The 23,557-nt window shown below is 45.3% G+C and carries 19 protein-coding genes; 10 read left to right on the top strand and 9 right to left on the bottom strand.

The window, feature by feature from the left end:
- Nucleotides 1-131: 131 nt before the first annotated feature.
- Together SAPGRDRAFT_RS10605 and SAPGRDRAFT_RS10610 are read right to left on the bottom strand one after the other, a co-directional pair.
- Nucleotides 132-1,559: a hypothetical protein gene (locus tag SAPGRDRAFT_RS10605; protein ID WP_156001900.1), complete on the bottom strand. Its 1,428-nt coding sequence runs from the start codon at nucleotides 1,557-1,559 to the stop codon at nucleotides 132-134.
- A 94-nt stretch (nucleotides 1,560-1,653) separates the two neighbouring features.
- The gene (locus SAPGRDRAFT_RS10610; protein ID WP_002659265.1) at nucleotides 1,654-2,058 is read right to left on the bottom strand and encodes a DUF983 domain-containing protein; all 405 of its coding nucleotides are present in this window, start codon (nucleotides 2,056-2,058) and stop codon (nucleotides 1,654-1,656) included.
- A gap of 231 nt (nucleotides 2,059-2,289) precedes the next feature.
- Between SAPGRDRAFT_RS10610 and nadC the strand changes: the two genes are divergently transcribed.
- Nucleotides 2,290-3,147 (top strand): carboxylating nicotinate-nucleotide diphosphorylase, encoded by an 858-nt coding sequence (gene nadC, locus SAPGRDRAFT_RS10615; protein WP_002659266.1) that lies wholly within the window; start codon nucleotides 2,290-2,292, stop codon nucleotides 3,145-3,147.
- Between the two features lie 48 nt (nucleotides 3,148-3,195).
- Here the strand turns inward: nadC and SAPGRDRAFT_RS23105 are convergent, their stop codons facing one another.
- Complete coding sequence (locus SAPGRDRAFT_RS23105; protein ID WP_002659267.1) at nucleotides 3,196-3,345, bottom strand: hypothetical protein; 150 nt, start codon at nucleotides 3,343-3,345, stop codon at nucleotides 3,196-3,198.
- Nucleotides 3,346-3,501: 156 nt separating this feature from the next.
- Here SAPGRDRAFT_RS23105 and SAPGRDRAFT_RS10625 point away from each other — a divergent pair, with 156 nt between their 5' ends.
- Both SAPGRDRAFT_RS10625 and SAPGRDRAFT_RS10630 read left to right on the top strand, forming a co-directional pair.
- The gene (locus tag SAPGRDRAFT_RS10625) at nucleotides 3,502-3,906 is read left to right on the top strand and encodes a transcriptional regulator (RefSeq protein ID WP_156001902.1); all 405 of its coding nucleotides are present in this window, start codon (nucleotides 3,502-3,504) and stop codon (nucleotides 3,904-3,906) included.
- A gap of 353 nt (nucleotides 3,907-4,259) precedes the next feature.
- Entirely contained in the window at nucleotides 4,260-4,787 is a 528-nt protein-coding gene (locus SAPGRDRAFT_RS10630; RefSeq protein ID WP_002659269.1) for an RNA polymerase sigma factor, read from the top strand.
- A gap of 138 nt (nucleotides 4,788-4,925) precedes the next feature.
- Here SAPGRDRAFT_RS10630 and fumC read toward each other — a convergent pair whose 3' ends face one another.
- Nucleotides 4,926-6,317 carry a class II fumarate hydratase gene (gene fumC / locus SAPGRDRAFT_RS10635; protein ID WP_002659270.1) on the bottom strand — a complete coding sequence of 464 codons (1,392 nt, stop codon included), beginning with the start codon at nucleotides 6,315-6,317 and terminating at the stop codon, nucleotides 4,926-4,928.
- A 639-nt stretch (nucleotides 6,318-6,956) separates the two neighbouring features.
- On the opposite strand from fumC, the gene SAPGRDRAFT_RS10640 reads away from it, so the two are divergent.
- The 3 genes from SAPGRDRAFT_RS10640 to SAPGRDRAFT_RS10655 all read left to right on the top strand — a co-directional run bounded on the left by SAPGRDRAFT_RS10640 (nucleotide 6,957) and on the right by SAPGRDRAFT_RS10655 (nucleotide 8,659).
- A complete protein-coding gene (locus SAPGRDRAFT_RS10640; protein WP_002659272.1) occupies nucleotides 6,957-7,319 on the top strand; it encodes a hypothetical protein in 363 nt (120 codons plus the stop codon).
- 305 nt (nucleotides 7,320-7,624) lie between these two features.
- Entirely contained in the window at nucleotides 7,625-8,266 is a 642-nt protein-coding gene (locus SAPGRDRAFT_RS10650) for a sigma-70 family RNA polymerase sigma factor (RefSeq protein WP_002659273.1), read from the top strand.
- A gap of 144 nt (nucleotides 8,267-8,410) precedes the next feature.
- On the top strand, nucleotides 8,411-8,659 hold the full coding sequence (locus SAPGRDRAFT_RS10655) for a hypothetical protein (protein WP_002659274.1): 249 nt from the start codon (nucleotides 8,411-8,413) through the stop codon (nucleotides 8,657-8,659).
- A gap of 115 nt (nucleotides 8,660-8,774) precedes the next feature.
- Here SAPGRDRAFT_RS10655 and SAPGRDRAFT_RS10660 read toward each other — a convergent pair whose 3' ends face one another.
- From SAPGRDRAFT_RS10660 to SAPGRDRAFT_RS10670, 3 genes are all read right to left on the bottom strand, one after another.
- A complete protein-coding gene (locus SAPGRDRAFT_RS10660; RefSeq protein WP_002659275.1) occupies nucleotides 8,775-9,971 on the bottom strand; it encodes a T9SS type A sorting domain-containing protein in 1,197 nt (398 codons plus the stop codon).
- A 279-nt stretch (nucleotides 9,972-10,250) separates the two neighbouring features.
- On the bottom strand, nucleotides 10,251-11,663 hold the full coding sequence (locus SAPGRDRAFT_RS10665; RefSeq protein WP_002659276.1) for a C1 family peptidase: 1,413 nt from the start codon (nucleotides 11,661-11,663) through the stop codon (nucleotides 10,251-10,253).
- A gap of 184 nt (nucleotides 11,664-11,847) precedes the next feature.
- Entirely contained in the window at nucleotides 11,848-14,076 is a 2,229-nt protein-coding gene (locus SAPGRDRAFT_RS10670) for a DUF7477 domain-containing protein (RefSeq protein ID WP_002659277.1), read from the bottom strand.
- A gap of 124 nt (nucleotides 14,077-14,200) precedes the next feature.
- Between SAPGRDRAFT_RS10670 and SAPGRDRAFT_RS10675 the strand changes: the two genes are divergently transcribed.
- The 4 genes from SAPGRDRAFT_RS10675 to SAPGRDRAFT_RS10690 all read left to right on the top strand — a co-directional run bounded on the left by SAPGRDRAFT_RS10675 (nucleotide 14,201) and on the right by SAPGRDRAFT_RS10690 (nucleotide 20,326).
- Nucleotides 14,201-14,725: a hypothetical protein gene (locus SAPGRDRAFT_RS10675; protein WP_002659278.1), complete on the top strand. Its 525-nt coding sequence runs from the start codon at nucleotides 14,201-14,203 to the stop codon at nucleotides 14,723-14,725.
- Between the two features lie 63 nt (nucleotides 14,726-14,788).
- Entirely contained in the window at nucleotides 14,789-15,685 is an 897-nt protein-coding gene (locus tag SAPGRDRAFT_RS10680) for a hypothetical protein (RefSeq protein WP_002659279.1), read from the top strand.
- Nucleotides 15,686-15,940: 255 nt separating this feature from the next.
- Nucleotides 15,941-18,943 carry a CHAT domain-containing protein gene (locus tag SAPGRDRAFT_RS10685; protein WP_002659280.1) on the top strand — a complete coding sequence of 1,001 codons (3,003 nt, stop codon included), beginning with the start codon at nucleotides 15,941-15,943 and terminating at the stop codon, nucleotides 18,941-18,943.
- A gap of 66 nt (nucleotides 18,944-19,009) precedes the next feature.
- A complete protein-coding gene (locus SAPGRDRAFT_RS10690) occupies nucleotides 19,010-20,326 on the top strand; it encodes an ABC transporter permease (protein WP_002659281.1) in 1,317 nt (438 codons plus the stop codon).
- Nucleotides 20,327-20,558: 232 nt separating this feature from the next.
- Here the strand turns inward: SAPGRDRAFT_RS10690 and SAPGRDRAFT_RS10700 are convergent, their stop codons facing one another.
- The gene (locus SAPGRDRAFT_RS10700) at nucleotides 20,559-21,773 is read right to left on the bottom strand and encodes a hypothetical protein (protein ID WP_002659282.1); all 1,215 of its coding nucleotides are present in this window, start codon (nucleotides 21,771-21,773) and stop codon (nucleotides 20,559-20,561) included.
- On the bottom strand, nucleotides 21,770-22,741 hold the full coding sequence (locus SAPGRDRAFT_RS10705) for a T9SS type A sorting domain-containing protein (RefSeq protein WP_002659283.1): 972 nt from the start codon (nucleotides 22,739-22,741) through the stop codon (nucleotides 21,770-21,772). The genes SAPGRDRAFT_RS10700 and SAPGRDRAFT_RS10705 overlap by 4 nt, the downstream gene beginning before the upstream one ends.
- Nucleotides 22,742-23,557 lie beyond the last annotated feature (816 nt).

Below are 23,557 nucleotides of genomic sequence, written 5' to 3' on the forward strand. Positions count from 1 at the left end.
GGCCCTGCAGGCTTTTTCGCTTTGCTTCAAAAGCCTTGGGTCTGCCGCCTTTGGCGGCCCTGCTACAGCCCCTCAGCCGAGGCGCTGCGCGCCTTTGCGGCGGCTTCGCCGCCTGTCTGCCGCCAAAGGACCTAATTTAGGCTTTGGTAATATTGGTATAGATTATACATTAGCATATAGTCTAGGCCATTGTATTCAAAATGTCGGCCCCAGGGGTTGCCATTTTTTAGTTCGGGGTGCACCCAGCGGTCAAAGCCCATCCAGCCGGGCACTTCTTGGCAGCCTGGGGTGCCAAAGCAGGGGCCATCCCAGGGGGCCGTGTGCAATAATTGCTCTACGGCTTCCATTTTAATGGACTGGTGTAATTTTCTGCGGTTGACAATGGCGTCTACAAAGGCCCAGGCAATAAAATCGTGGCGTTGGCAATAGCGGGCCATCTTTTTTGGGGACCAAGCATTGACCAAGATGGCCGATTGTACAATCATGCCTCTATTGTGTTTGGGCATGGGCAGCCGCCAGCCCAAAAAGGTAAAGGCGGCTAGGCCCCAGCCTTGGCTGCCTTTGCTTTGGTAGTTTTGGCCCGTATAGGGTCGGGCTAGGCGGTTGCCGCCCTCGGCTAGGGCATAATTGAGCATGCGCAGATCGCCTCCCCATTGGTTGGGGATTTTTTCGCCATTGGGGGCTTTGAGGGTCCAGTTTTCTTGCAAAAAGTAGCTAGATAGCCGATGCACTTGGCCGGCTACTTTTTCATCAAAGCTAGGCAGGCTATCTTGGTACTTTTGGCCTTCTAGCAATTGGGCTGTAAGTAGCCAGCCAACATAGAGGTAAAAGACTTGGTCTTGGCTAATGAAGTAACCATCTTTGGCGCTAGGGGTTTGGCAGGCGGCTGCTGCGCGGCAGCAATTGGCGTTATCAAATTCTAGATAAAAATCGGGGGGGACATCATCTCGGATAAAAAAGCCATTGAGGCTAGGGGGGAGGCCCAAAAAGGTTTCGGCTTGTTCGTCTAGGCGGTCGTAGGCTTCTAGGGCCAGCCAAAGTTCTTTGAGGCAGGCCGAGCGGTCTTGGCCTTTTTGTTCGAGCAGTTTGGCTTCTAGGGCGAGGCTGGCCATATAGAGGCCAAGGTGGATGGTCGCATCGCCCCATTCTATTAGTCCTTGGCCCTTTTGGGTACTACATTTATCTCGGAGCATATGCCAGTTGGTCTGGCAGTTGGCTGTAGGCATTTTGGCTCCCATTGGTATAGATTGGCCGGGGCCTTGGCCAAGTTGGATATACTCTTGGAGGAAGCGGAAGCGGTAGCGCCAATATTTTTGTTCTAGGCTATCTTGGGGTGATAATTGGGCCGAGCTATGGGGGCATAAAAAAAGCAGGCCGAAGCCGAGCAGCCAAAAGCGGAGTCTTTTTGTGGAGCGGCCTAGCGATGTGTAGGGGTGGCCCATAGGGCCAGACCGAGCCGCCTTGGCGGCGAAGGGCCGAGCAGGCTTGCGAGCCCCGAAACGTAGCGCCGCAAGGCCAAAGGCCGCAGCGGAGGCCCCAAAAGAAAAATACTTTATCATAATATCTAATATTAGGGCCATAAAATAAAAAACTTCCCCCATAGCCGAAACTAAAAAGGGAAGTGCGCAAGAGTATCTTGAGTAGGGGCCTTAATTAGGCATCTACGGCATGTTGTTTTTGTTCTTCGATCTCGTCGACCAACTCTTTATCGTAGCCCACATAAATGTGGATCCAGATAGAGCGGGCTAGGCGAGCATTGACGGGTAAAATGACGATAGCGCCTAGAATAGCGACCATAAAGGCCATATTCACGCTAAGTCCGGCAAAAAACATAAGTAGAGTTACAGAGCTAAGCATATAGCCACCACTGAGGCCATAGCCGATATACATAGCGCCCCAGAAAAAACCGGGTTCTGTTTCGAAGCGTTGCCCGCAGTAGGGGCAAGGTTCATTCATATTATAAATTCCGCCAGTAATGCCAGTTTTGAACATATCGCCTTCATGGCAGCGGGGACATTTGTTGAGCAAAATGGCAGCGATTTTTCCTCTTTTAGCCATAATTCTTTGCAATTTGTAGTGTCCTTGATGAGAGGGCACAGATGATGATGTATTGGGCTTGAGCTTGTCAGGATGATGGATGAAAAAAAAGAGCTCAAGCGCTTTGTTTGTCTATGACAAATATAAGTATTTTTGGCAGCTTGGCAAGGTGACGGCTATCACAGTAATTATTCGTTTTAGCTAGAATAGAATGATTAAAAATTTGATTATCAATAAAATAAATGTATAAACATGAGAATTGAGGGAATAGATGCTGTTGAATTAGAAGATTTTATCAATAGAGCGATCAAAGAAGACCTAGGAGATGGGGATCATACCTCTTTGGCTTGTATAGATGAGGAGGCGCAAGGGACGGCTAATTTATTGGTTAAAGGTGCTGGGGTTTTGGCTGGGGTAGAGTTGGCCAAGGCTATTTTGGCCCAGCTTACGCCAGAATTGAGCATAGAGGTATTTTTGGAAGATGGGGCTAAGGTGGCGGTAGGCGATATTGCCTTTCGTTTGTCGGGGCCTAGTCAGAGTATTTTGAAGGTAGAGCGCTTGATTTTGAACTGCATGCAGCGGATGAGTGGAATTGCCAGTTTGACGGCTCGTTATGTAGAAGAAGTAGCGGGTTTGAAGGTACAGTTATTAGATACGCGTAAAACAACGCCCACGCTTCGGTTCTTAGAAAAATGGGCTGTGCGTATTGGCGGCGGCAACAACTACAGAACGGGTTTATATGACCGGATTATGATTAAGGATAATCATATTGATTTTTGTGGGGATGTGCAGACGGCCATTCAGCAGGTATTATTTTATTTGGTGGCCGAAAACAAGGATTTGGCCATTACGGTAGAGGTGCGGGATATGGCCGAGCTAGAAGCTGTTTTGGAGATGGGGCAGGTTGATCGGATTATGTTGGATAATTTTAGTCCGGCAGAAATCAAAACCGCCTTGGCCAAAATTAAAGGCGAATTTGAGACCGAGGCCTCGGGAGGCATCACTTTAGAAAACCTTAGGGCCTATGCCGAAACAGGGGTCGATTTTATTTCGGTTGGGGCATTAACCCATTCTTTTCAGAGTTTGGACCTCAGCTTGAAAAAAAGCTAAGATCAACAAAAAAGCCGCTGAAGGAATATTCCTTCAGCGGCTTTTTTACTAGATCCCAATATAAACATAGGCCACTATAAAAATAGAGAAGAGCTGTAGCCAAAACTTAGGGTCTTTGTAGACCAGATTGCCTTCTTCCCAGATAGAGCGGAGGAGTTGTGAGAAAATGAGAATATAAAGGGTAATAACTAGTAGCATATATTTTTTAGAAATAAAGGGGTGAGTAAATGTTCTGTTCTGACCTATCAAAAATTGGTCCATAAATGCCTGTAGATTAGGTAAAACGCCTAAATTATAGAATTAAGAACTTCTTTGATGTAGGAAAGCAGCCAACTTTATATAATTGAATGTTTAGTGAACTCATTGGAAATGCTCGGCATGCAATTATTGATATTAGGAGAAAATAAGTTGGTATCTGAAACCTTGGTCGAGCTCTTGGCCGAGCAGAGCAGTCTTGCGCTGGCTTATCTGGCCTTGCCGGCTTGTGCCTCCTGTTGGCTCAATGAGCAAAAAGAAGAGTTGAGGCAAACCCATATATTTATCATTAACACCGATAATGCCTACGAGAAAGGAGTAGAATGCCTCAAAACCTTAAGAGGTGCTTATCCAGAGGCCCCTATTTTTGTGGTTGATCAGCATGAGAGCCCTAGCCTAATTGCGCTTTGTGCAGCAGCAGGGGCCAATGCCTATTTCTCGCTTTCGGGCTCATTAAACAAATTGGAGCAGGCTATTAGTAGCTGTTTAATAAATGGCCAATAGATTTTATCTATCGACCTAAGTCATTGTTTATTAGCGGGGTAACTACTGGTTTTTGCTAGTTACCCCGCTTTTTATTTGCCCTAATAGGACCTAGACAAACAGAAAATAGCCCCAAAGGCTATACAACTTTCAATTTTTTTTGAAAACTTATATTAAGACAATTTTAAGGGGGTTTGGGCTTATTTTGCTGTAAATCAATTATTTGTGCTTTTTAAGACTCTTAAGGTTAAGCTAAATAAATTGATGTAGCTACATTTAATTGGAACAAAGTTTTGTTTTTTGTTTAAGATTGCCTTATATTTGAACTATTGAAAGTTCAACAGTTTTTAAGAATCACAAAAAATGCATGCCTTATGTCTAGCTCTGAATTTAGCGTTCAAATCCATGAAATGGCGGGCATCCTTCAGGCCTTTGCCTACAAACTGACTAAAAGCTCAGAAGACTCTAAAGATCTCTATCAAGAAACGGCCTTTAGAGCACTCACCAATAAAGATAAGTTCCGTCCAGGGACCAACCTCAAGGCTTGGTTGTTTACCATCATGCGCAATATTTTTATCAATAATTATCGCAAGAAGATGAAAGCCAACACCATCTTCGATGCTACCGATAATCAGTATTATCTCAATACCGGAGGGCAAACGGTTTCTAATGGGGCTGAATCAGGTATCCTGATGCAGGAACTCCAAAAAATGATTGCCTCTCTAGATGATAGTATCCGCATCCCCTTTATGATGCATTACTATGGCTATAAGTACCAAGAAATTGCCGATCAGTTGCAGTTGCCTTTGGGTACCGTTAAAAGTCGTATTTTCTTTGCCCGCAAAGAATTGAAGGCCCTTATCCATAATCGCTATGGCGATACTTTGGGCCGCACAAAATAAGAACTGGGCTTTTTTCCTGACAATTGGAAAGCCATCTAGAGCGCTCTGCCTTCGGGCTAAGCGCTTTTTTTGGGCCCAAAAAAAAGCAGCTTGCGCAAGGCGCAAGCTGCTTTTTCTGCAACTAAAAGAACAATTTTCCTAAAGACTGCCAATCATGTTTTCAGGACGAACCCAAGCATCAAACTCTTCTGCTGTCAAATACCCTAGGGCCAAACCAGCTTCTTTGAGAGTGCTGTTTTCTTTATAGGCCTTTTTCGCAATTTCAGAGGCTTTGTCATAGCCAATATGCGTGTTGAGGGCCGTCACCAACATTAAGGAGTTGTCCAAGTTTTTGGCAATGTTGTTCAACTGGGGCTCCAATCCAGCAATGCAGTTGCGCTCAAAAGAACGACAAGCATCTCCAATCAAACGAGCCGACATCAAGAAGTTGAAAATCATCATGGGCTTGAAGACGTTGAGCTGAAATTGCCCCGTCATGCCGCCTACGTTAATCGCTACATCATTTCCAACTACCTGAGCCATGGCCATAGTTAAAGCCTCGGCCTGTGTAGGATTGACCTTGCCAGGCATAATTGAAGAACCAGGTTCATTGGCGGGAATGGTGTATTCTCCAATTCCACAACGTGGACCAGATGCCAACATCCGAATGTCATTCCCAATTTTCATCAAAGAAACAGCCACGGTTTTCAAGGCGCCATGAGATTCTACAATGGCATCATGGGCCGCTAAGGCCTCAAATTTATTGGGCGCAGTCACAAAGGGCAAGCCCGTTAGGCCCGCAATCTGAGCCGCCACTTCTTCCGCATAACCCGCAGGAGTGTTCAATCCAGTCCCCACTGCCGTTCCTCCCAAAGCCAATTCGGCCAAATGAGATAGACTATTCTTAATGGCCCGAATGCCATGATCCAATTGCGCTACAAAACCAGATAGCTCTTGACCCACCGTCACCGGCGTGGCATCCATAAAGTGCGTGCGGCCAATTTTTACTACTCCCGCATAGGCTTTGGCTTTCTCGTCCAAACGATTGCGCAATTGCTCCAAACCGGGAATCGTGTTCTCTACCAACATTTTATAGGCCGCAATATGCATGGCCGTCGGAAAAGTATCATTTGAAGACTGCGATTTATTGACATCATCGTTAGGGTGGATTTTCTTCACCTTATCGCCCAAATTCCCCCCCAAAAGCACATGCGCACGGTTGGCTACTACTTCGTTCATGTTCATATTCGATTGCGTACCCGAACCCGTCTGCCAAACCACCAACGGAAACTGATCATCTAAAGCGCCAGTAAGCACCTCATCGCAAACTTTAGCAATGATTTCTGCCTTGTCATCAGCCAAAACCCCCAATTTGTTGTTGGTCAAAGCTGCCGCTTTCTTCAAAATGGCAAAAGCATGCGTAATCTCCAAAGGCATGCGCTGCCCTCCAATCTGGAAGTTTTCCTTAGAACGTTGCGTTTGTGCGGCCCAATATTTGTCGGCGGGCACTTCTACATATCCGATAGAATCTTTCTCTTGACGAGTCGCCATGAATCTTGATTTTTTTAGGTCATAAAAAAGCAATTTACAACTTCTATATATAAGTATGGCGATTTTAGTACAGTTTTTTATAGGGGCCTCCGCAGCTGCGCTGCGGCCCTACGTTTACTCCCTATGGTCGTCGAACTGGCGCCCCTATAGGGGCTGGTTGTCGCAGCTCGCTGTTACTTGCTTCGCTGCGTCGGCTCCCGTTGGTCGGGTCGCTCGGCCCTGCGGCTGCGCCGCACTGCTGCACATCGGTAGGCCAAGTCGCTGCGCTCCTTTGCGGCGGCTGTGCCGCCTGCTTGCCGCATCATGAATAATTTGGTGGTATTCAAGGCATTTTTAAATGGGATTTTCTCGGCATTGTAAAAAGTAATTTAGCAAAGCGCTAAGATTATCCTTTCCTAAGTTTTGGAGTTATTTTTAAATGAGTTCTTGAACTCATTTAAGAGCGACGTCCTTACAGCTGATCATGAATAATTTGGTGGTATTCAAGGCATTTTTAAATGGCATAGCATCGCTATGGCAGAAAAAAATAAGGCAGAAGAGCGCAAAATTAGCATTCCTCAGCAAGGACCGTTGTTTTTAAATGAGTTCTTTGTATATTCGTAAGTCTCAAGTTAATTTCACAGAAAAATAATCATCATCATGTATAAGTGGATCCTAAGTTTTGCTCTTCTCGCCTTTTTATTTATTGGCCAAGAAGCTAGCGCCCAAGATAGAGCAGCCGCTGCTCCAGCTGCCGGTACAACTGTAGCCGCCAACCCCATTAGCGATTTGCTAGACCTTCTTCGCAAGGATTATCAGGCCACTGCAGAATTGGTGGATGTAGCCAACCGCTCTGCCCAATATCTCCCTACTCGCAATCATGAAAATTATGAGGCCTTTAAAGGGATCTTTCTAAAAAAACTAAGCTATTATATGCCCGAAGCCGACCACAGCCGCCTCAAAGCTGACGCTAAATTTGCCGATGTTTTGCAGCGCCTGTATCGCCAAGCTGGCAGACGATAGTCTGCGCTGCCTCCTTTTTGGACCATTTACTGGATTCTTCCCAAAAAGATACTAAATTTGTTGGCCTTCAACCCCTCAAAAGTTGAAGGCTGGCCTTTTTAGCGGAGACAGGGCCGAAGGCCCGCAGGCTGAGGGATGGATAGTGGTGGCCCGAAGGGCCAGACCCAAGTTTTTTGAAGCGAAGCGAAAAAAACTGCAGGGCCGAGCAGACCTGCGAGCCACGACACAGCCCGACCCGGCCAAAGGCCGGGGCAGCCCCAAAAAAAATAGCAGAATATTCCAACAACTCCAGTATCTCAATACCCATGGAAGAGCACTCTCTACCCGATGAGGAAAACCAAGAACAGGAACCTCAAAAAGAAGAACGAGAAGTCACTGCAGAAGAACTGCAGGTCTTTAATGAGGAACTTATGCCTCAAATTAATGCCTTGTACAACTTTGCCTATCATCTGACCTACAATGAAGATGATGCAAATGACCTGGTACAAGAAACTTATCTCAAGGCCTATCGGTTTATACATCGATATCAGGCCGGAACCAACGCCAAAGCTTGGCTCTTTAAGATTCTGAAAAATGCCTTCATTAATCAGTATCGCAAAAAGAGTAAACGTCCACAAAAAGTGGATTATGAGGACATTGTGAGCTATCATGATACCGAAGAAGCAAGTTATGTAGATTTTATGGACCTCCGCCAAGAAATCTTTCAAGGCATGATTGGCGATGAGGTAACCACGGCAATCAACTCTCTAGCTGTAGATTTTCGCACCGTCATTTTACTCTGCGATATTGAAGGCTTTACCTATGAGGAAATTGCCAAAATTATTGATGTTCCTATTGGTACGGTGCGCTCGCGTCTGCACCGCGCTCGTAATATGCTCAAAGAGCAACTGCGTACTTATGCCGAAAGGCTAGGGTATAAGGATTATAGGGGCCAAAAAAATAAATAATTCGCTTTTAACAGACCGAAAACGAACTATTTAGGCGCTTTAAGCCGTTAGCAAGAAACTTCAAATTATCAGGCGCCTCTTAAAAGAAGGGGCGCTATTTGAAATAGATGCAAACTATTCTCAATTTACTAAAACAGTACAGTTATGAATGGACTAACTGACAAGGAGTTCAACCGCCGTCTGGTCATGTACCTAGATGGGGCTCTCGCTCCAGAAGAAAGCCGCAATTTTTTAGATGCCATTATGGAATCTCCAGAACAACTCGCCAAATTGGAACAGGAGAAATCCTTTAGAGAATTTTTACGTAAGAAAGTGGGCCGGAGAAACGTCTCCTCTGCCTTGGTACAAAGTATTAAAACCAAAATTAGCGACCCCAGTACTTCCTCCTATTGATCCTATCTTTTACTGTATAGAGGCAGCATCTCGCCCGAGATCTGGTCGCATCCTCTGCAACAGTTTCCCTATTATAGAAAAGAGACGAGCCTTTGCCCGTCTCTTTTTTTTTATGCTATTGTTTGATCACTAGCTGCGAAACAGGCAAAAATCCTTGGCCCGATAAACGCAAAATATAACTGCCAGAAGGCAAATTGCCCAAGTCAAATTCATATTGGGCTGCTTGCCCCTCTAAAGGAAATTCCCTCAGCTTTTGTCCACCCAAACCATAGAGCTCGGCCCGCTCCAAACTGGCCTCCTGGGGCAAAAGTGGCGCTACCGTAAAACGCTGCTGTACAGGATGCGGGTAGAGCTGTAGCTGCAATTCTTTGGCATTTTCTGCCGCTAGAGGCTGGCTTTTAGAGGCAAATATACTTTTGGCCAAATGCAATTGGTTAGACTCCCAAAGACGATCATAAGAATGCACCATAACCATTTCTTGATCCGAAAAGGCAAGTTGACTAAAATCGCTGGGCAAGGGAATAGGTTCTTGCTCCACCCATTCTTCCGATAAACTGCGGCGCTCAAAAATGAGCAATTCGCGCTGCGCATTATTACAAACAAAACGCAATCCATCATGCGACAGGCGGCCCGGCTCTATATCGGCCCCTTCTATCAGCACATCCTCAAATTGGTAGAGCCCCGGAAAAGCCCCCAACTTGAAGCGCAAAATTTGCTGGCCGTTGCTTCCAGAGTGATAAACATAAAGCTCTTCTAAATCTTGGGTCAGACTAGGGGCCGAGATGAATTCCAGATTGGCAACACCCTCCAAACTAAGGATAGCGGCAGCCGTCGAAAACTCTTCGTTTTTATTTTTTCGCTGAGAGAAATAAAGGTCAATTTTGCCCTCTTCTCTTACCGTATGCAGGGCGGTCAACTCATCTGCAGATAGCCAAATCGACATATTGTCTAAGCCAGCTAGATTGAGGCCCATTACTTTAGCCTCTCCAAATGTAGCCTCCAAATTGGGCCGCTCGGCCTGCATGATTTGGTCCTCTCCACCAATGGTTTGGGTCCAAAATAAACGCAAACCATCCTTAGATAACCAAGGGTAAGCATCGGTGCCGCCCTCCATATTGACCTCCTTGAGGTTGCGGGCAGCCTGCAAACCAGTATAGCTAAAATCACTGTTTTCCTCTGCAATGGGCAGCAAAAAATCAGCCTCCTGCTGGCTTTCATATTCAATAAAATCAGGCGCTTCTAAGCGGGGGAGCTGCGCCCAGCTGGCCAGAGAAAACAAACTGGCCGTAAATAATAAGATTGGCTTTTTCATAAGAGAACAATTTTGAGGTAAATACCCATTTGATCAATGGGTTAGGGGCTATTTGTCTAGATGTTTAGTTTTTTAATTTTGGTGTTTTGAGGATTGTTTTTTTGGGGCTGCCCCTCCCTTTGGTCGGGTCGGGCTGTGTCGTGGCTCGCAGGTCTGCTCGGCCCTGCGCTTTTTCGCTGCGCTCAAAAGCTGGGTCTGGCCTTCGGCCACCACTATCCATCCCTCAGCCAGTAGGGCGCAGAAAAAAGCCCCGCCGCAATTTTGCGGCGGGGCTCTCTTTTAATCAATATGTGGAATTTCGACCAGTAGGGCGGCGCAACGGCCTTTGCCCTTAAATTTCATTTGGCCATTATTGCCCAAACTATACTTTAGGGCCGAATCATCGGCGAGTTTTGGACCAAGGACCGCCTTGAGGCGGCTCTTGAAACTCAGTTTGCCGCTTTGCTGCTTGAGCTGTCGGCAAACTTGCTCAATATCTAAAGGTTCTTGCGAATAAATGATGCACAAAAAATCAGTGCCTACCTGTCCGTTTAGACGAAGGTGTTTTTCTTCATTGGGCAAGGGAACCTCATTCTTTTGGTAATTGAGTAAGGGGCTCACATTAGGCTTATGGGGAAAAACCACAAAAGGCTTATGCCGCAAATCGTCGCCAATGGCATAGACATAGGCGGGGGCTTGGTTGCCAATATACATTCTGAAGCGGGTCCCTGAGCGATAAGAAGATTTTAGGCGGAAGCTACTTTTATCGGCTTGGATGCGGGCTTGCATAGCTTGGCCCTCATAGCCTTCTAGGCGGAGGCTGCCGGCTAGTTCTCTTTTTGCGGGGGCCTTGGCGGGCTCGCCTACAATTTCGATAGCCTGATAAAAGAAGGCGGGAAAATCTTTATACTTGACCCAAATTCGGCCATTGCCGCCCCAGGAAGTACCCCAAGAATTTTGGACCAAAAAGGCCCCACCATATTTATCATCATCATAGCCAATGAGGCAAACGGCATGGCGGCCATGTGGGTTAGTTGGCGACTCTTTAGCAGATTCGGTGGGCCGCCAAAGATCTGATTTGGCATACATAAAAGAATTGGGGCAAATCATAGAAACGGCAATGGGATAGCCTTCGGAGAGGCTTTTTTTGGCCTTGGCCACCTTTTGTTTGTCGGTAGTGCCGTCATTTTTGTCCCAAAGGCGGACATAATCCTTAATCTTAAAGTTTTTGGCGGCATCATAGGCTTGTTGGGGCAGTTTATTGCCATTATAGCAATGGGCCTTAAAGTCCTTGTATTTGGGTACGCCATAAACCTTCATATTTTCGGCACAGCGAGAGAGGTAAGCGCCCCAGCAATTTTTGCTAGAAGAGCTTAGGCGATAGAGGAAGCCATAAGAAAAGATATTATTGTCGATAGTTTTGGTATCGGTCCAGCCATTGGCCTTTGCTTCTAGGATAGAGCGGGCGGTATAGGCCGTGGCCCAGGCGGCGCAGGTCCCATAATTGCCTTGGCTACCGGGAGTGGGGGCCCATTTGGTCAAAGAGGCGCTAGAGCCTACAGAGCGGTAGAGTGATTTTGTTTGTTCGGCTTTGACGGGAATATCGTCATAGTCGGGGTCTGGTTCTAGGGGGATGCCTGTGGTATAGGGTTGGGCCAAAAGGCTGCTAGAGAGGGTCAAAAAACTGAGGCAGGCAAAGAATAACTTATACATAGGATCTGGTTGGAAGTGGAAAATAGGGCCTCTTTAGTGGCCGAAGGCCAAACGGCCTAGCGATGTGTAGGGGTGGCCGCAGGCCAGACCCAGCCGCCGAAGGCGGCGCAGGGCCGAGCGAGCAGCGAGCCCCGAAACGTAGCGCCACAGCAAAGCTGTGGAGGCCCCAAAAAAGCAGTAGTAACTAGCGTTTTCTGAAGACAAAATTTCCGCCTTCATCGCCAGTTTGGGGGAGTACGCCAAACTGCGGGACATGATTATTGGGGCTATTGTAGATGACTGCGGGTTTAATTTTAGAGTAGAGATTTTCGGCGGTGAAGCAGCTAGCATCATTTTGGTCCAGCATTTTGATAAAATACTTAAAGAAAATGCTGTTATCGGGTACTACGGTATTGGCTCCGCTAGTGATAGCTCGGCGGCTTTTGAGTTTGGCCATTTCCTCGCAGGCGAACTCCTCCATATTTCGGAAGCCGCCGGTAAAAATGGAGCCACTAAAGCAGGCATCGGCGACCACCAGGGTATGTTTGGCTTTCATGGCATTCATATAATCGCGGAGTTCGGCATTAGAGAGCCAATTGCTGCGGCTATTCTTTTTAGAATCTTTGGGGAGCCAGTAGCCCACTTCATTTTTCACGATCCCGTGGCCAGAATAGTAGACCAAAAGGTTGTCATCATTGGTTAGGCGGTCTTGTAGGTAGACCAATTTATTGAGAATTTCTTCTTTTGTGGGATTTTTGAGAAAGTGCACATCGGTAGGTTCGAAGGTATAGGTTTGGGTAAGGACCTTTTGGAGTTCGGTAGCGTCATCGATGGGTTTTTCGAGATCAGAGATGGCGAAATCGTCATAATTTTCTACGGCGATAATGAGGGCGTGATAATTTCCGCTACTAGAGGCTTTATATTCGATAATGCGTTTTTCGGAGCGCATTTCGTGTTTATTGGTTTGGACCTGAATAATGAGTTCGTTTCGTCCTTCTTGGAGGCGGACGGTTTCGGAGAGGCTGCGGTCGCAGTCATCTTCTAGGCCAAATCCTCTAGCGCTAAAGCTTTTTCCGTTGAGCAGGAGTTTTACCGAAGTGATATCTAATTCGGAATTGATACAGGCTTTGACCTCATAGACGGGGTCTGTACTAGCGGTATAGGCTTTATAGGGGTAATCCCAGCTAACGGAGGGGGGTGAAGTTTCCTTCATATGGGCTGTAGCTTGGGCTAGGCCTTTTTTGTAGGCTGTTTCTTGGGGGTTAATATTTAGGGCTTTTTGGTAATCTTTGGCGGCGGCTTGAAAATTGCCTAGGCATTCTTGGGCCATAGCGCGGTCGCCATAATAGAAAGCGTCTTTAGTTTTGGCCATACGTTCGGCCGTATTAAAATCGTCTAGGGCTTTATTGCAGCGGCCAAGGCATAGATAGATAGCTGCGCGGCTATGGTAGCTATGTTCATTGGCTTCTATTTGGATGGCTGAATTGACATCATTGAGGGCAGTTTCGCATTGGCCGAGGAGGTACTTGGCCCAGGCGCGATTATTATAGCAACGGGAATCGTTAGGTTGAAGTTTGAGTGCTTCGGTATATTGGCGGATAGCGAGGTCATAATTTTTAGCATTGAGGGCTTTATTTCCGGCGGCATAATAGTTTTGGAAATAATCTTTACGGCCTTGGGGTTCATAGTTGAAGTGGAGTTGGCTAATGCGGTGATTTTTATCCCAGTTAGTTTTGATATAGTTGGCGGGAAAGGCGGTTTGGGCCATACTGACTTCACTTTGGGCTTTTTTGAGTTTAGACATAACGACCAGCCATTGGCCGTCGCCATAGGTGATACCGGTAATATTGAAGCCTTTGCCATAATTTTCTTGGATCCATTTGGCGGGGTAACTGGCTGACCAGCGGAAAGTTTGTTGGCGGAACTGAGCGCCTTTAGAGAGGACGCCCACCCATTGGCCTTGGCCGTAGGCTAGGTCGATGATATACTTACCGGCTTTCCATTGTTGTTCGATATAGGTTTTAATTTCGTCGAAGCTATTTTTTTTGGCCCAGCCTTCTTGTTCAAAGCCAGCGCCGCGGCTCATGACCACGATCCATTGTTCATCGGCAAACTCGATATCGGTAATATCGAAGCCTTCGTTCCATTTGCGGTCGATCCAATCGTTGGGGAAATCGGTACTTCGATAGAAGGTTTGTTGTTTATAATTTTTCTGCGTCATAACGACCCACCAAGCCTCGCCATCGAAGGCGATATTGGTCATAAATTTTCCTTGGTTCCAATGTTTTTTAACAAAGTCGGTAGGGAATTCGCTGCTCTTTTCGTAGGCTTGCAGCGATCTGCTCGTGCTCATAGAGATGGCCCAGCTATCATTTTGGGCATAGAGATCATTTAGGCCGAGTAATAAACAGAAGAGGATGAAAGTGGTGCGCATGTTCTTATAAAGTTTTGTTTTGGCAGAATGAATTCGTCGAACATAGTCTGGGACTACAAAGAAAGTGCTATTTTTTATAGGAAAGCCAGCAAGTTGGCTTCAAGGAATTTAAAATACTTAGGAGATGCGAATTTTGTACAGTTTAATCTTAATTTTTTGGGTCTTTTCGCTTAAGGCTCAATATGAAGTGCCAGAGCGAAAGCGGCCTCAATACCATCCGCAGCGGTTGTTTAGTGTAGAGTTGGTGAGTACGGTAGGTTTGGGCCCTTCGCAGAGCAGTTTTATGTACTTTAATACTCAATATAGCCTTTGGCAGCGACCTTTACAGCAACTTAACTTACAAACGGGTGTGGGTTTAGGTTTTATGCGGAACAACTATGGGAAAATGGTGGCGATGTCTGTTCCTTTACGTCTATTATATGCTTATGGCAGTCGGGGGCATTTTATAGAGGCGGGTTTTGGGGCCAATGTAAACCTGGGTTATTCCTTGGCCGATGGGGGTAATTTTGTGCCAGTGGCTCTGCCTTCTTTGGGTTATCGTTACCAAATTCCGGGGAAGGTATTCTTTCATGCCTATTTGGGGCTACAGTATCATCCTAAATTGGGGGCGAGTCCGTTAATTGGTATAGCAGTTGGGTATGATTATTAAAGCAGTAAGTAGGAGCTGCTAGCTTTTGCTTACTTTTATTTTTTGTACTATAATATAAGAGAGATGAAATCATATTACTACAGTTTAGTACTCAGTATTTTTATGCCCATAGGTCTTTGGGGGCAGAGTTATATTAAGCATACCGAAAGTGATCGGGTAAAAGCCATACGGGAGAACATACAAGTGTTGAGTAATGGCAAGGGGGATTTTTGGACTGAGGTGGGTGTTAAAAAGGGTTGTGAATATGTAGAAGAGGCTATTTTTTTGGATCGGGGCGATCATATTACTTTTTTGATGCAAGACCAGGCGACCCCTTTTCAGGGGAGTTTTTCTTCTGAGAGCGAAGAAATCATGAGCATCCAGCCCAAGCAGAAGGGCGATAAGTTTCGCTTTAAGTCGAGTTATACAATTAAAGAGGCGGGTGATTATTTTTGGCGTTTTACGGCCTTGGACAAAAAGGACTATTTGGTAACCCCAAAATTGCTACTCATTTTGGCCAAAAAGGACTGGGCCAAATATCGGGATGCCCAGGAGTTTGGCGAGCAACTAGAGTTTTTGTTGGCTATTTCGGAAACCTTATTTATTCCCATTCAGGGAGATTTTATTGATAAGGATATTAAGGGCAGCCGATATGAAACCAGCTATTTGTTTCAGGGCAAAGAGGGGACCATGGAGATTACGCCCAAGGGGTATGTTTATCGCTGCAACTTATATGAGGGCGAAAAACAAGACCTAGCGGCTCAGGCTAGAGATCAGGCGGCCAAGCAAGTAAAAAGAGTGTTAGAAAAAAACTGCTTGCGAGAGGGGAAGGAAACCACTAAGGCTCCTTACTCTTTGCTCAAGGAATATTACGAGCTAAATTATGAGGCTTGTAGCCTAGAAGATGTAGAGGTCAATTTATACCATTACAAAAGAAGAGAGGACTATTTTGTACAACTAGAAATTGTGCATAAGAAGTAGGAGGGAGGCGGCCCAAGGGCCGCCTTTGGCCTTTGGGCCAAAACGGATGAGGGATGGAAAGCAGTGGCCGCAGGCCAGACCAAGTTTTTGAGCGTAGCGAAAAACGCAGGGCCGAGCGAACAGCGAGCTGCGACACAGCCCGACCCGCCCAAAGGGCGGGGCAGCCCCAAAAAAGAAAAAAAAATAGGTCGGCTCTTTCTAAAATGTTAAGTTTGCAAAAATATTAACTTATACCATTTATTTATTTTCATAAAAATGAGACACTTATACTGTATTTATCTCTTTTTACTGGCGCCCATTTTACTATTTGGGCAAGATACAGCCAAGTATAAAGCTTTTGAGGCGCGTTATATGGAGGCTTATATGGAAAGCCAGTATGCGCAATCTATGGCTATTATAGATTCTGCTTTGCTTGCTTTAGAGACAGAGCCGGCCAGCCAGGGTTGGAAAGATAGTTTGAGTTGGAGTTTTACGGGCAGTAAGATGGTGTTGCAATATAACTTAGGTAAATATGAAGCTATTCATGCTACATTAAGGGCTTCCAAAAGCCAGGTAGAGCGCTTAGATCAGGGCAAAAAGGGCATACATCTGGCAGAGTGGCTAGGGCTGAGAGCCAAGCTATATTTGGTTGAAGCTAATTTTGAGCAGGCGATGACTCATCAATTAGAAGCTAAGGCTATTTTGGAGCAGTTGGAGATGGAGAGCAGCCCTCAATATATTGCCCTAATCAATAATATAGCTGTAGTTTATCTAAAGCAGGCAAAGTATGATTTGGCCGCTGATTTTTTTAGGCAAAGCGTTGCCCTAGAACGTAAATACAATGAGGCCAAAGGAGAGCCTTATGCTCGCTCTTTGTATAACTTGATGCTTGTTGAGCAAAAAGCAGGGCAGTATACAAAAGCGGAACAAACGGCTAACCTCATCCTGAATATTATGACGGATTTAGGGCACGAAAATGAATTTTACCTGCAAGTCATGATAGCAAAAGGAAGCATGCTAGAAATAAAAGAAGCCTATTCAAAAGCAAAAGAAGTTTACCAGGCTGCTTTGGTCTTCGCCAAGAGTAAACAATATAATAAGGTTATTCCATCTATCTTTTTAAACTTAGGCAATGCTTGTAGGGGAGAAAAGGATTATTTGGCTGCAGAAACTTATTATAAAGCTGCTTTGGCGGAGGGAAAAGTAGCATTCAAAAAAACTGTTTTATTTAAACTGTTTAACTTGTCTCTTGTACAAGAAGATTATCAACAGGCAGAACATTATCTAGAACAATATAGAGCCTATATTACTGCCGTTTTTGCTCCAAAAACAGTCAACTACATCCAAAGCCTAAAACTTGTAGCCCGCCTAGCGGTTGCCAAAGGAAATTTTGATGCTGCAGAAGCCGCTATCCTTCAGCATTTGGAATTAAACAGTACCCAAGAAAAACGCTTTGATTTAGACCAACTAGCCGGCCTAGATATAAATTATTTTCTGGACCTAGGCGAACTGTCTAGAATTCTCTTTATCGCTAAAGATTTAGAACGCAAACGCTACCAAGAAAGCAAATCGCCCACCTACCTCAAGCGCCTGCTAACCATGGATAGCCTTCATGCCGAAACCCTAGCCAAAGAAAGAGAAACGCTTAATTTAGAACAAGATCGCCTAAGCTCGCTAAAGATTAGCTCGGCCACTTACCAACGGCTAATGAAATGGGCGCATCTGGACCAACAGGCCGCTGAGCAGCTGCTCGCTATCTCTGAAAAAGATAAATCAACTCTTCTCCTAGAGAGCCAAAATGAACGCATCGCTTATAGCAAAAAATTACTGCCCAAAAATGAACAGGAAAAGCAAGAGGGCATCAAAAAACAATATCATCAAATCCTAAAGGCCTATCAGTCTACTGAAGAAAAAACAAAGAAAGATAGCCTGCTCGTTTTGCTCAATGACCAAATCTGGGAAATGGAGGAACACAAACGCTATCTGTTTAAGCAATATCCAGATTATGTTGATTATAAGTTTGGCCATAAACGCCTACAACTAAAGCAGCTACAAAAAGACCTAGGTCCCAAACGAGCCGCTATCGAGTATTTCCTAACCGATAGTAGTTGCTTTATTTTTTATCTCGATCATCAAGAAATCCGATATGTAGAGCAAAAAATCAATGCCGAGGAATTGGCCCAAGAACTCATGGATTTGCAAAGTATGCTGCTTTCCTACAAACAGGTCCTTTCTGGCAATGAAGAGGTTTTTCTGAACTATAGCCAAAAAGCCCATCAGCTCTATCAACTGCTGCTGGCGCCCGTTCTCCAAAACCCAAAGACAACAATCAAACAATTACTGATTATTCCCGATAAAGAACTGGCCTATATTCCCTTTGAAACCCTACTGATATTGCCCGCCAAAGACAATGATAATTATAATAGCTTGGCCTATCTGATTAAACGATATGCCATTAGCTACTCTTTCTCGCTCGAGCTCTGGCAACATAACCAAAATACCTCTTTCCAACAGAATAATGGCCAAATGCTGGCCATGGCCGCCAGCTACCAAGAAGACGATACCATTAGCCTGAATAATAAACGCAGCCAACTAACGCCCCTAAAACTAGCCGAAGAAGAGGTCCAAAAACTAGCGACCCTCTTTGAAGGCCGCTTCCTCTTTGGCCAAGATGCCCAAGAAGAACGATTTATTAAAGAGGCCAAAAAGTATCGCTTTATTCATCTCGCTATGCACGGCCTGATGAATAGAGAACAACCTAGCCTATCAGGCCTAGTTTTTACCCCCAATAGCGATAGCCTAGAAGATGGCTTCCTACAAGCTATCGAAATTTTAAATCTAGACCTCAAAGCCGATCTGGTGGTCCTCTCGGCCTGCGAAACCGCCTACGGAGAGTTTCAAGCAGGCAACGGAACCGCCTCTCTGGCTACCGCTTTTATCAATGCAGGAACTCCCGCTCTTCTGGTCAGCCTCTGGCAGGTAGATGATGCCGCTACCTCAGCGATTATGCAAAGTTTTTATCAACAGCTAGAGGCTGGCCTGAGCAAAAGCGAGGCCCTCCGACAAGCAAAACTCAATTATCTGGCCGCCAATAAAGGCCCTATGGCGCATCCCGCCTTTTGGTCGCCCTTTATCCTTATGGGCAATGATAAAAAACTAAATCTGCCCCCCTCCAATCCCTTTTTGCCCTTCGCCATTGGCGGAATTATGCTCTCCGCCGGAGGCGCTTTTTTCCTCCGCCAAAAAAGAAAGAACCAACGCAAAGAGAAAGCCGCCTAGTTGGTCTAGCTAAACCTTATTTTACTCTAAAAGTTAGTAAACTATTGATCGGGAGACTTATCTTAGATGAGTCTCCCCATTTTTTGGCTTCAACCCGATTTTTCTATGGCTGCCGTCCTCCTCTTTTTTCGCCTCTTTTTTGAGGCCTGCTTCCTGGCCCTCCAACAATTGCTTGGCAATAAACTCCGTACCCTGCTCTCCCTTCTCGGCATTACCATTGGCATCTGGTGCGTGATTATGGTCTTCTCCGCAGTCGATTCCCTAGAGTATAGTATCCGCAAAAGCTTTGAGCAACTAGGCGATGATGTGGTCTACGTAAATACGATGCCCTGGGGAGAAGACCCTAGAGAGAATTACTGGAAGTATATGCGCCGACCCGAACCCTCTTACCGAGATTTTGAAGCCATTCAAGCCAATTGCCAAACCGCTGGCAAAACTTCTTTTACTGTCTTTATTGGCGGTAGCAATACGGAGTCTAAACTGGGAGAGGCCGCTGGGGTGTTCTATATGGGCGTAACCCCCGATTATAAAGATATCTTCGGCCTAGAGTTCGAACAAGGCCGATACTTTAGCCCCAATAGCTTTTTTAGAGGCCAAAATGAGGTGGTGATCGGCTATGAGGTCTATAAGGCGCTTTTCCGAGAAGGGGAGTCCGCCCTGGGCCGATGGATTAAGTCTAAAGGACAAAAACTTAAGGTGGTGGGCGTCCTTCAAAAAGAAGGAAAGGACCTCATTAATCCCATCAATTTCGATAATGTCGCGATCATCCCCTACAATACGGCCCGCAAGTATGTTAACCTAGGCCGATCTGCCCAAAATAAGGGCCGTAGCTCTATTTCCGTAAAAGCCGAGCAAGAGGTAGATGTAGAGGCCCTAAAAACCGAATTGGTGGGGGTGCTCCGAGCTAGCCGCCGCCTGCCCCCAAAAGAAGAAGACAATTTTGCCCTCAATACACTCTCTATCCTCTCCAATTTTCTCAGTAGCATTTTTGGGGTCATTAATTTAGCAGGCCTCTTTATTGGCGGCTTCGCCATTATCGTGGGCGTTTTTTCGGTGGCCAATATTATGTTCGTTTCCGTAAAAGAACGCACCAACCTGATCGGCGTGAAAAAAGCCCTAGGCGCCAAGCGCTATATGATCCTCATGGAGTTCCTGATCGAGTCTATTTTACTCTGCCTCTTCGGCGGCGCTATCGGCCTCCTCTTTGTCTACCTAGCCGCCCTAGCGGTTACCCATTTTGCCGATTTCCCCATCTTTTTATCTAGCTATAATGCTATCCTCGGCCTCAGTATTGCCGCCTTTTCTGGCGTGATCGCAGGTATTATTCCCGCCTATTCTGCCTCCAAAATGGAAGCCGTAGAAGCTATGCGTGCTGGACGATAATGAGGATTTGGGGCCTCCGCTGCGGCTTCGCCTTGCGGCGCTACGTTGCGGGGCTCGCAGGTCTGCTCGGCCCTGCAGCCGCCTGCGGCGGCTTTGGTCTGGCCTTCGGCCACCCCTGCACATCGCTAGGCCTTTTGGCCTTCGGCCATGGCGGCTTCGCCGCCTCTAGGACCACATAAAAAAGCCCAGTACTAACTAAAGTACTGGGCTTAAATAGTAGGGCTATAGAAGTTTAAAAGCTACATGCATCTGTAAAAATGATTTCAAAACTAGCATCAGTAGCATTGATGTCAAAATTTTCGAGTTCTACAGACTCTGAAAAATAAACACTAAGCTTTTCTTGATCTGTTATATCTGCTGCATTGGTGTTTGTGTCTTTTCCTATATTAACCTTGCGACCAAAGTAGCTTACTCGGGGGTATCCTATGTCTTCAAAGTATGTATCACTTTGTACTGCAGTACAGGCAAGATAGGTATGCATTCCTGCTTCCAAATTACTATGAATCTTGTTGATTTGACAAGGAGATAACGCATTTTCTCCAGAATAATCCATCACATTATTAGAACAATAGGCCATATCTTTTCCTAATTGAACGGCATTATTCCACCAACCACAGGCTGGATGTTGGCTACAGCCATTTAATTGTGTAATCTCCCAAGCGGTGGGGGTATCACTACAACCATCATCACAGTTTGTGTTAATAGGATTTGTAGCACCAGGAGGATCATTAACTCCAGTAAGGTTGGAGCAGCCTGTACCACAGGCACCGCTACCATTCCACTTAACTGTATGAGAGAGCCCCATTAGATGACATAATTCATGGTTTAGGTTACTACCATCTCCATGAAATATCCAACCCATGGGGGTGCTATTTTGTATTGCAGAAATATAGCTTTCCCAAATATGTCTATTTTCTGTAAATTTATTTTTAGAGCTGGGACTTAAACTGGATGCATATCCACCACCACTTGAATCCAGAGAATGAGTGAAGAATATATTTAATACACTATCTCTATCTGCTCCTTGTGTGCCTACATTAATCGTTTGGAAGTAATAGCTATTATCATCTCGATGAAAATAAATAGCATCAACTACATATCTAAAATTCTTATCAATAGCAGGAATATTGTTGTTGGGATCAAGGCTTAAGGCTTGATTCCAGCTTGCTCGTCCGTTCATCCAGGCTGTTATCTCAGTAGCATAATCGTAACCTGTATAGTTACTATTTCCGTTGCCATCATCTTGCTCTGTAAAATTACCACTACCATCAGATTTAAGCATAAAGTGATAGTTGATTCGGACTACTTTTAGATCAGATATGCTTTTGGCATCAATATGATTTTCAACAAAAGAGCTTTGATCGGTAAGACAAATCGTATTTTGCGAAAAACAGCTACAAAAGATAGCCAGACTAAAGCAAATTGTTGAGGATATTTTTAAAATCATAACTTCACAAATTTAGTTTGATAAAACTGTTGATCATCTGTTCGCAAATGTAAGATGTACATGCCCTTGGGCAAGTCTCGAATAGAAAAGTGGTTTTGATGCAGCTGAAAATGACGAACTTCCTGCCCCGCCAAATTATAAATGCTAAGATTCAATGCGCCATTTAGCGCTATATCTAGCCAAAGCTCATCCTGCGCAGGATTCGGAAATACCCGCACTTCTTTTGCTGCCGAAATTCCCGACTCCGTTCTGAAAATACTGCTGATAATATTATTGGCTAAGGAATCTGAAAAATAGGGCGGAGCAAATAGTCTTCCTCGCACACTATCCTGATAAAATGCAAAGCCTTCATAAAATTCTCCATAGGTTGCTAAAGATGAGGAACAGGCTAGTCTAGATATCTCTGGATGAAAGCCATCAGCACTGCCAATGTTTTTAATGACTCGACTAAAATAGAAGGAGGTGTAATTGCCTGAGCTAAGATTATATCGTTCAAAGGCAATTTGTCCCGAAATTTCCGCAGAGATACTATCTATATATAGGGTGTCTTGGTCTGGAAAATTGGAGTTGCCATTGCAAGTTGAGCGCGGATTGCGAACAATCAAAGAATCGCCTACTGTAGCATTAAAATCAAACTTGAGGATAAAGCTATTGCTAGTAGGATCATAAAAATAAAGACTATCATTAGACATGTATTCATATTCATAGCCTAAATGGTTCTCTGTCCGACCAAGAATAGGACTTACGGAGTAGTATTGAAGAAAGCTAAGGGCTATTTTCTTAACCGCCTGGTTCAGAAGCAGAGTATCCTTTTCATAAGTATATTTTAGATAGCTATCTGGCCCCCAAGCCGAGACCGAATATACCCAAGTCGCTGCAGGGGGGCACCAAGCAGCCGTATCTGCTTGCTGGGCTTTTGTGACATTGAAAAACGTGAAAAGAGTAAGGAAAAGTAATAAATACCTCATAAGAATTTTATTTATAATTTTAAGATAATGGCAAATGTAGTTCTTTTTGAAAAAAAACAATTCAAAGTTAATATCTTTGTTAAGCTGGGCTGTTTTGGGGCCTCCGCTTCGCTCGTTGGCGCTAGGTTTACTCTCTTCAGGTTGTTTAAAATTTTGTGTTTCTCCTTTTCTGCGCCTAGGGACAAGCCCCTAGGCTAGCTTTTCAGACAGCCCTCTAAAGAGGGCCTTTGGATGAGGTTTTTTTTTGCGATAACAACTGAGCAAGGCCTTGTATATCAGCAGTTGAGGCCCTTTAGGGCTGACTCCATTGGATTAGCCTAGGGGCTTGTCCCTAGGTGATGAATGGCTGAATCCTGCTTTTAAGCACTAAGAGAAAAGCTAGCCCGAGCAAGGAAAAAGCTAGCCCGAGCAAGGAAAAAGCTAGCCCGAGCAAGAAAAAAGCTAGCTCGAGCAAGGAAAAAGCTAGCCCGAGCAAGGAAAAAGCTAGCCCGAGCAAGGAAAAAGCTAGCCCGAGCAAGGAAAAAGCTAGCTCGAGCAAGGGAAAAGCTAGCCCGAGCAAGGGAAAAGCTAGCCCGAGCAAGGAAAAAGCTAGCCCGAGCAAGGAAAAAGCTAGCCCGAGCAAGGAAAAAGCTAGCTCATTAGGGGCATCAACAAAGTTCGTTTAGCTTCTGATTTAACAAAGCTTTAATAATTATACTCAAGAGAGGCTATTTAATTGCTAAAGAGAAGAGGAAGTCGGCCAGGCCTATATTGGCCCAGCGCTGCGGAGCGGGTGGCGCGCAGCGGCAGACCCAGGCGGCGGAGCCGCCGCAGGGC

This window comes from Saprospira grandis DSM 2844, assembly GCF_000275825.1.
Lineage (GTDB): Bacteria > Bacteroidota > Bacteroidia > Chitinophagales > Saprospiraceae > Saprospira > Saprospira grandis_A.

What these genes read in the sequence shown, in the direction of transcription:
- nadC (WP_002659266.1), top strand. Translation starts at nt 2,290, where the DNA reads ATGAGAATTGAGGGAATAGATGCTGTTGAATTAGAAGATTTTATCAAT.
- SAPGRDRAFT_RS10655 (WP_002659274.1), top strand. Translation starts at nt 8,411, where the DNA reads ATGAATGGACTAACTGACAAGGAGTTCAACCGCCGTCTGGTCATGTAC.
- SAPGRDRAFT_RS10685 (WP_002659280.1), top strand. Translation starts at nt 15,941, where the DNA reads ATGAGACACTTATACTGTATTTATCTCTTTTTACTGGCGCCCATTTTA.
- SAPGRDRAFT_RS10690 (WP_002659281.1), top strand. Translation starts at nt 19,010, where the DNA reads ATGAGTCTCCCCATTTTTTGGCTTCAACCCGATTTTTCTATGGCTGCC.
- SAPGRDRAFT_RS10605 (WP_156001900.1), bottom strand. Translation starts at nt 1,559, where the DNA reads ATGATAAAGTATTTTTCTTTTGGGGCCTCCGCTGCGGCCTTTGGCCTT.
- SAPGRDRAFT_RS10705 (WP_002659283.1), bottom strand. Translation starts at nt 22,741, where the DNA reads ATGAGGTATTTATTACTTTTCCTTACTCTTTTCACGTTTTTCAATGTC.
- fumC (WP_002659270.1), bottom strand. Translation starts at nt 6,317, where the DNA reads ATGGCGACTCGTCAAGAGAAAGATTCTATCGGATATGTAGAAGTGCCC.
- SAPGRDRAFT_RS10660 (WP_002659275.1), bottom strand. Translation starts at nt 9,971, where the DNA reads ATGAAAAAGCCAATCTTATTATTTACGGCCAGTTTGTTTTCTCTGGCC.
- SAPGRDRAFT_RS23105 (WP_002659267.1), bottom strand. Translation starts at nt 3,345, where the DNA reads ATGCTACTAGTTATTACCCTTTATATTCTCATTTTCTCACAACTCCTC.
- SAPGRDRAFT_RS10640 (WP_002659272.1), top strand. Translation starts at nt 6,957, where the DNA reads ATGTATAAGTGGATCCTAAGTTTTGCTCTTCTCGCCTTTTTATTTATT.
- SAPGRDRAFT_RS10675 (WP_002659278.1), top strand. Translation starts at nt 14,201, where the DNA reads ATGCGAATTTTGTACAGTTTAATCTTAATTTTTTGGGTCTTTTCGCTT.
- SAPGRDRAFT_RS10610 (WP_002659265.1), bottom strand. Translation starts at nt 2,058, where the DNA reads ATGGCTAAAAGAGGAAAAATCGCTGCCATTTTGCTCAACAAATGTCCC.
- SAPGRDRAFT_RS10650 (WP_002659273.1), top strand. Translation starts at nt 7,625, where the DNA reads ATGGAAGAGCACTCTCTACCCGATGAGGAAAACCAAGAACAGGAACCT.
- SAPGRDRAFT_RS10700 (WP_002659282.1), bottom strand. Translation starts at nt 21,773, where the DNA reads ATGATTTTAAAAATATCCTCAACAATTTGCTTTAGTCTGGCTATCTTT.
- SAPGRDRAFT_RS10630 (WP_002659269.1), top strand. Translation starts at nt 4,260, where the DNA reads ATGTCTAGCTCTGAATTTAGCGTTCAAATCCATGAAATGGCGGGCATC.
- SAPGRDRAFT_RS10680 (WP_002659279.1), top strand. Translation starts at nt 14,789, where the DNA reads ATGAAATCATATTACTACAGTTTAGTACTCAGTATTTTTATGCCCATA.
- SAPGRDRAFT_RS10670 (WP_002659277.1), bottom strand. Translation starts at nt 14,076, where the DNA reads ATGCGCACCACTTTCATCCTCTTCTGTTTATTACTCGGCCTAAATGAT.
- SAPGRDRAFT_RS10665 (WP_002659276.1), bottom strand. Translation starts at nt 11,663, where the DNA reads ATGTATAAGTTATTCTTTGCCTGCCTCAGTTTTTTGACCCTCTCTAGC.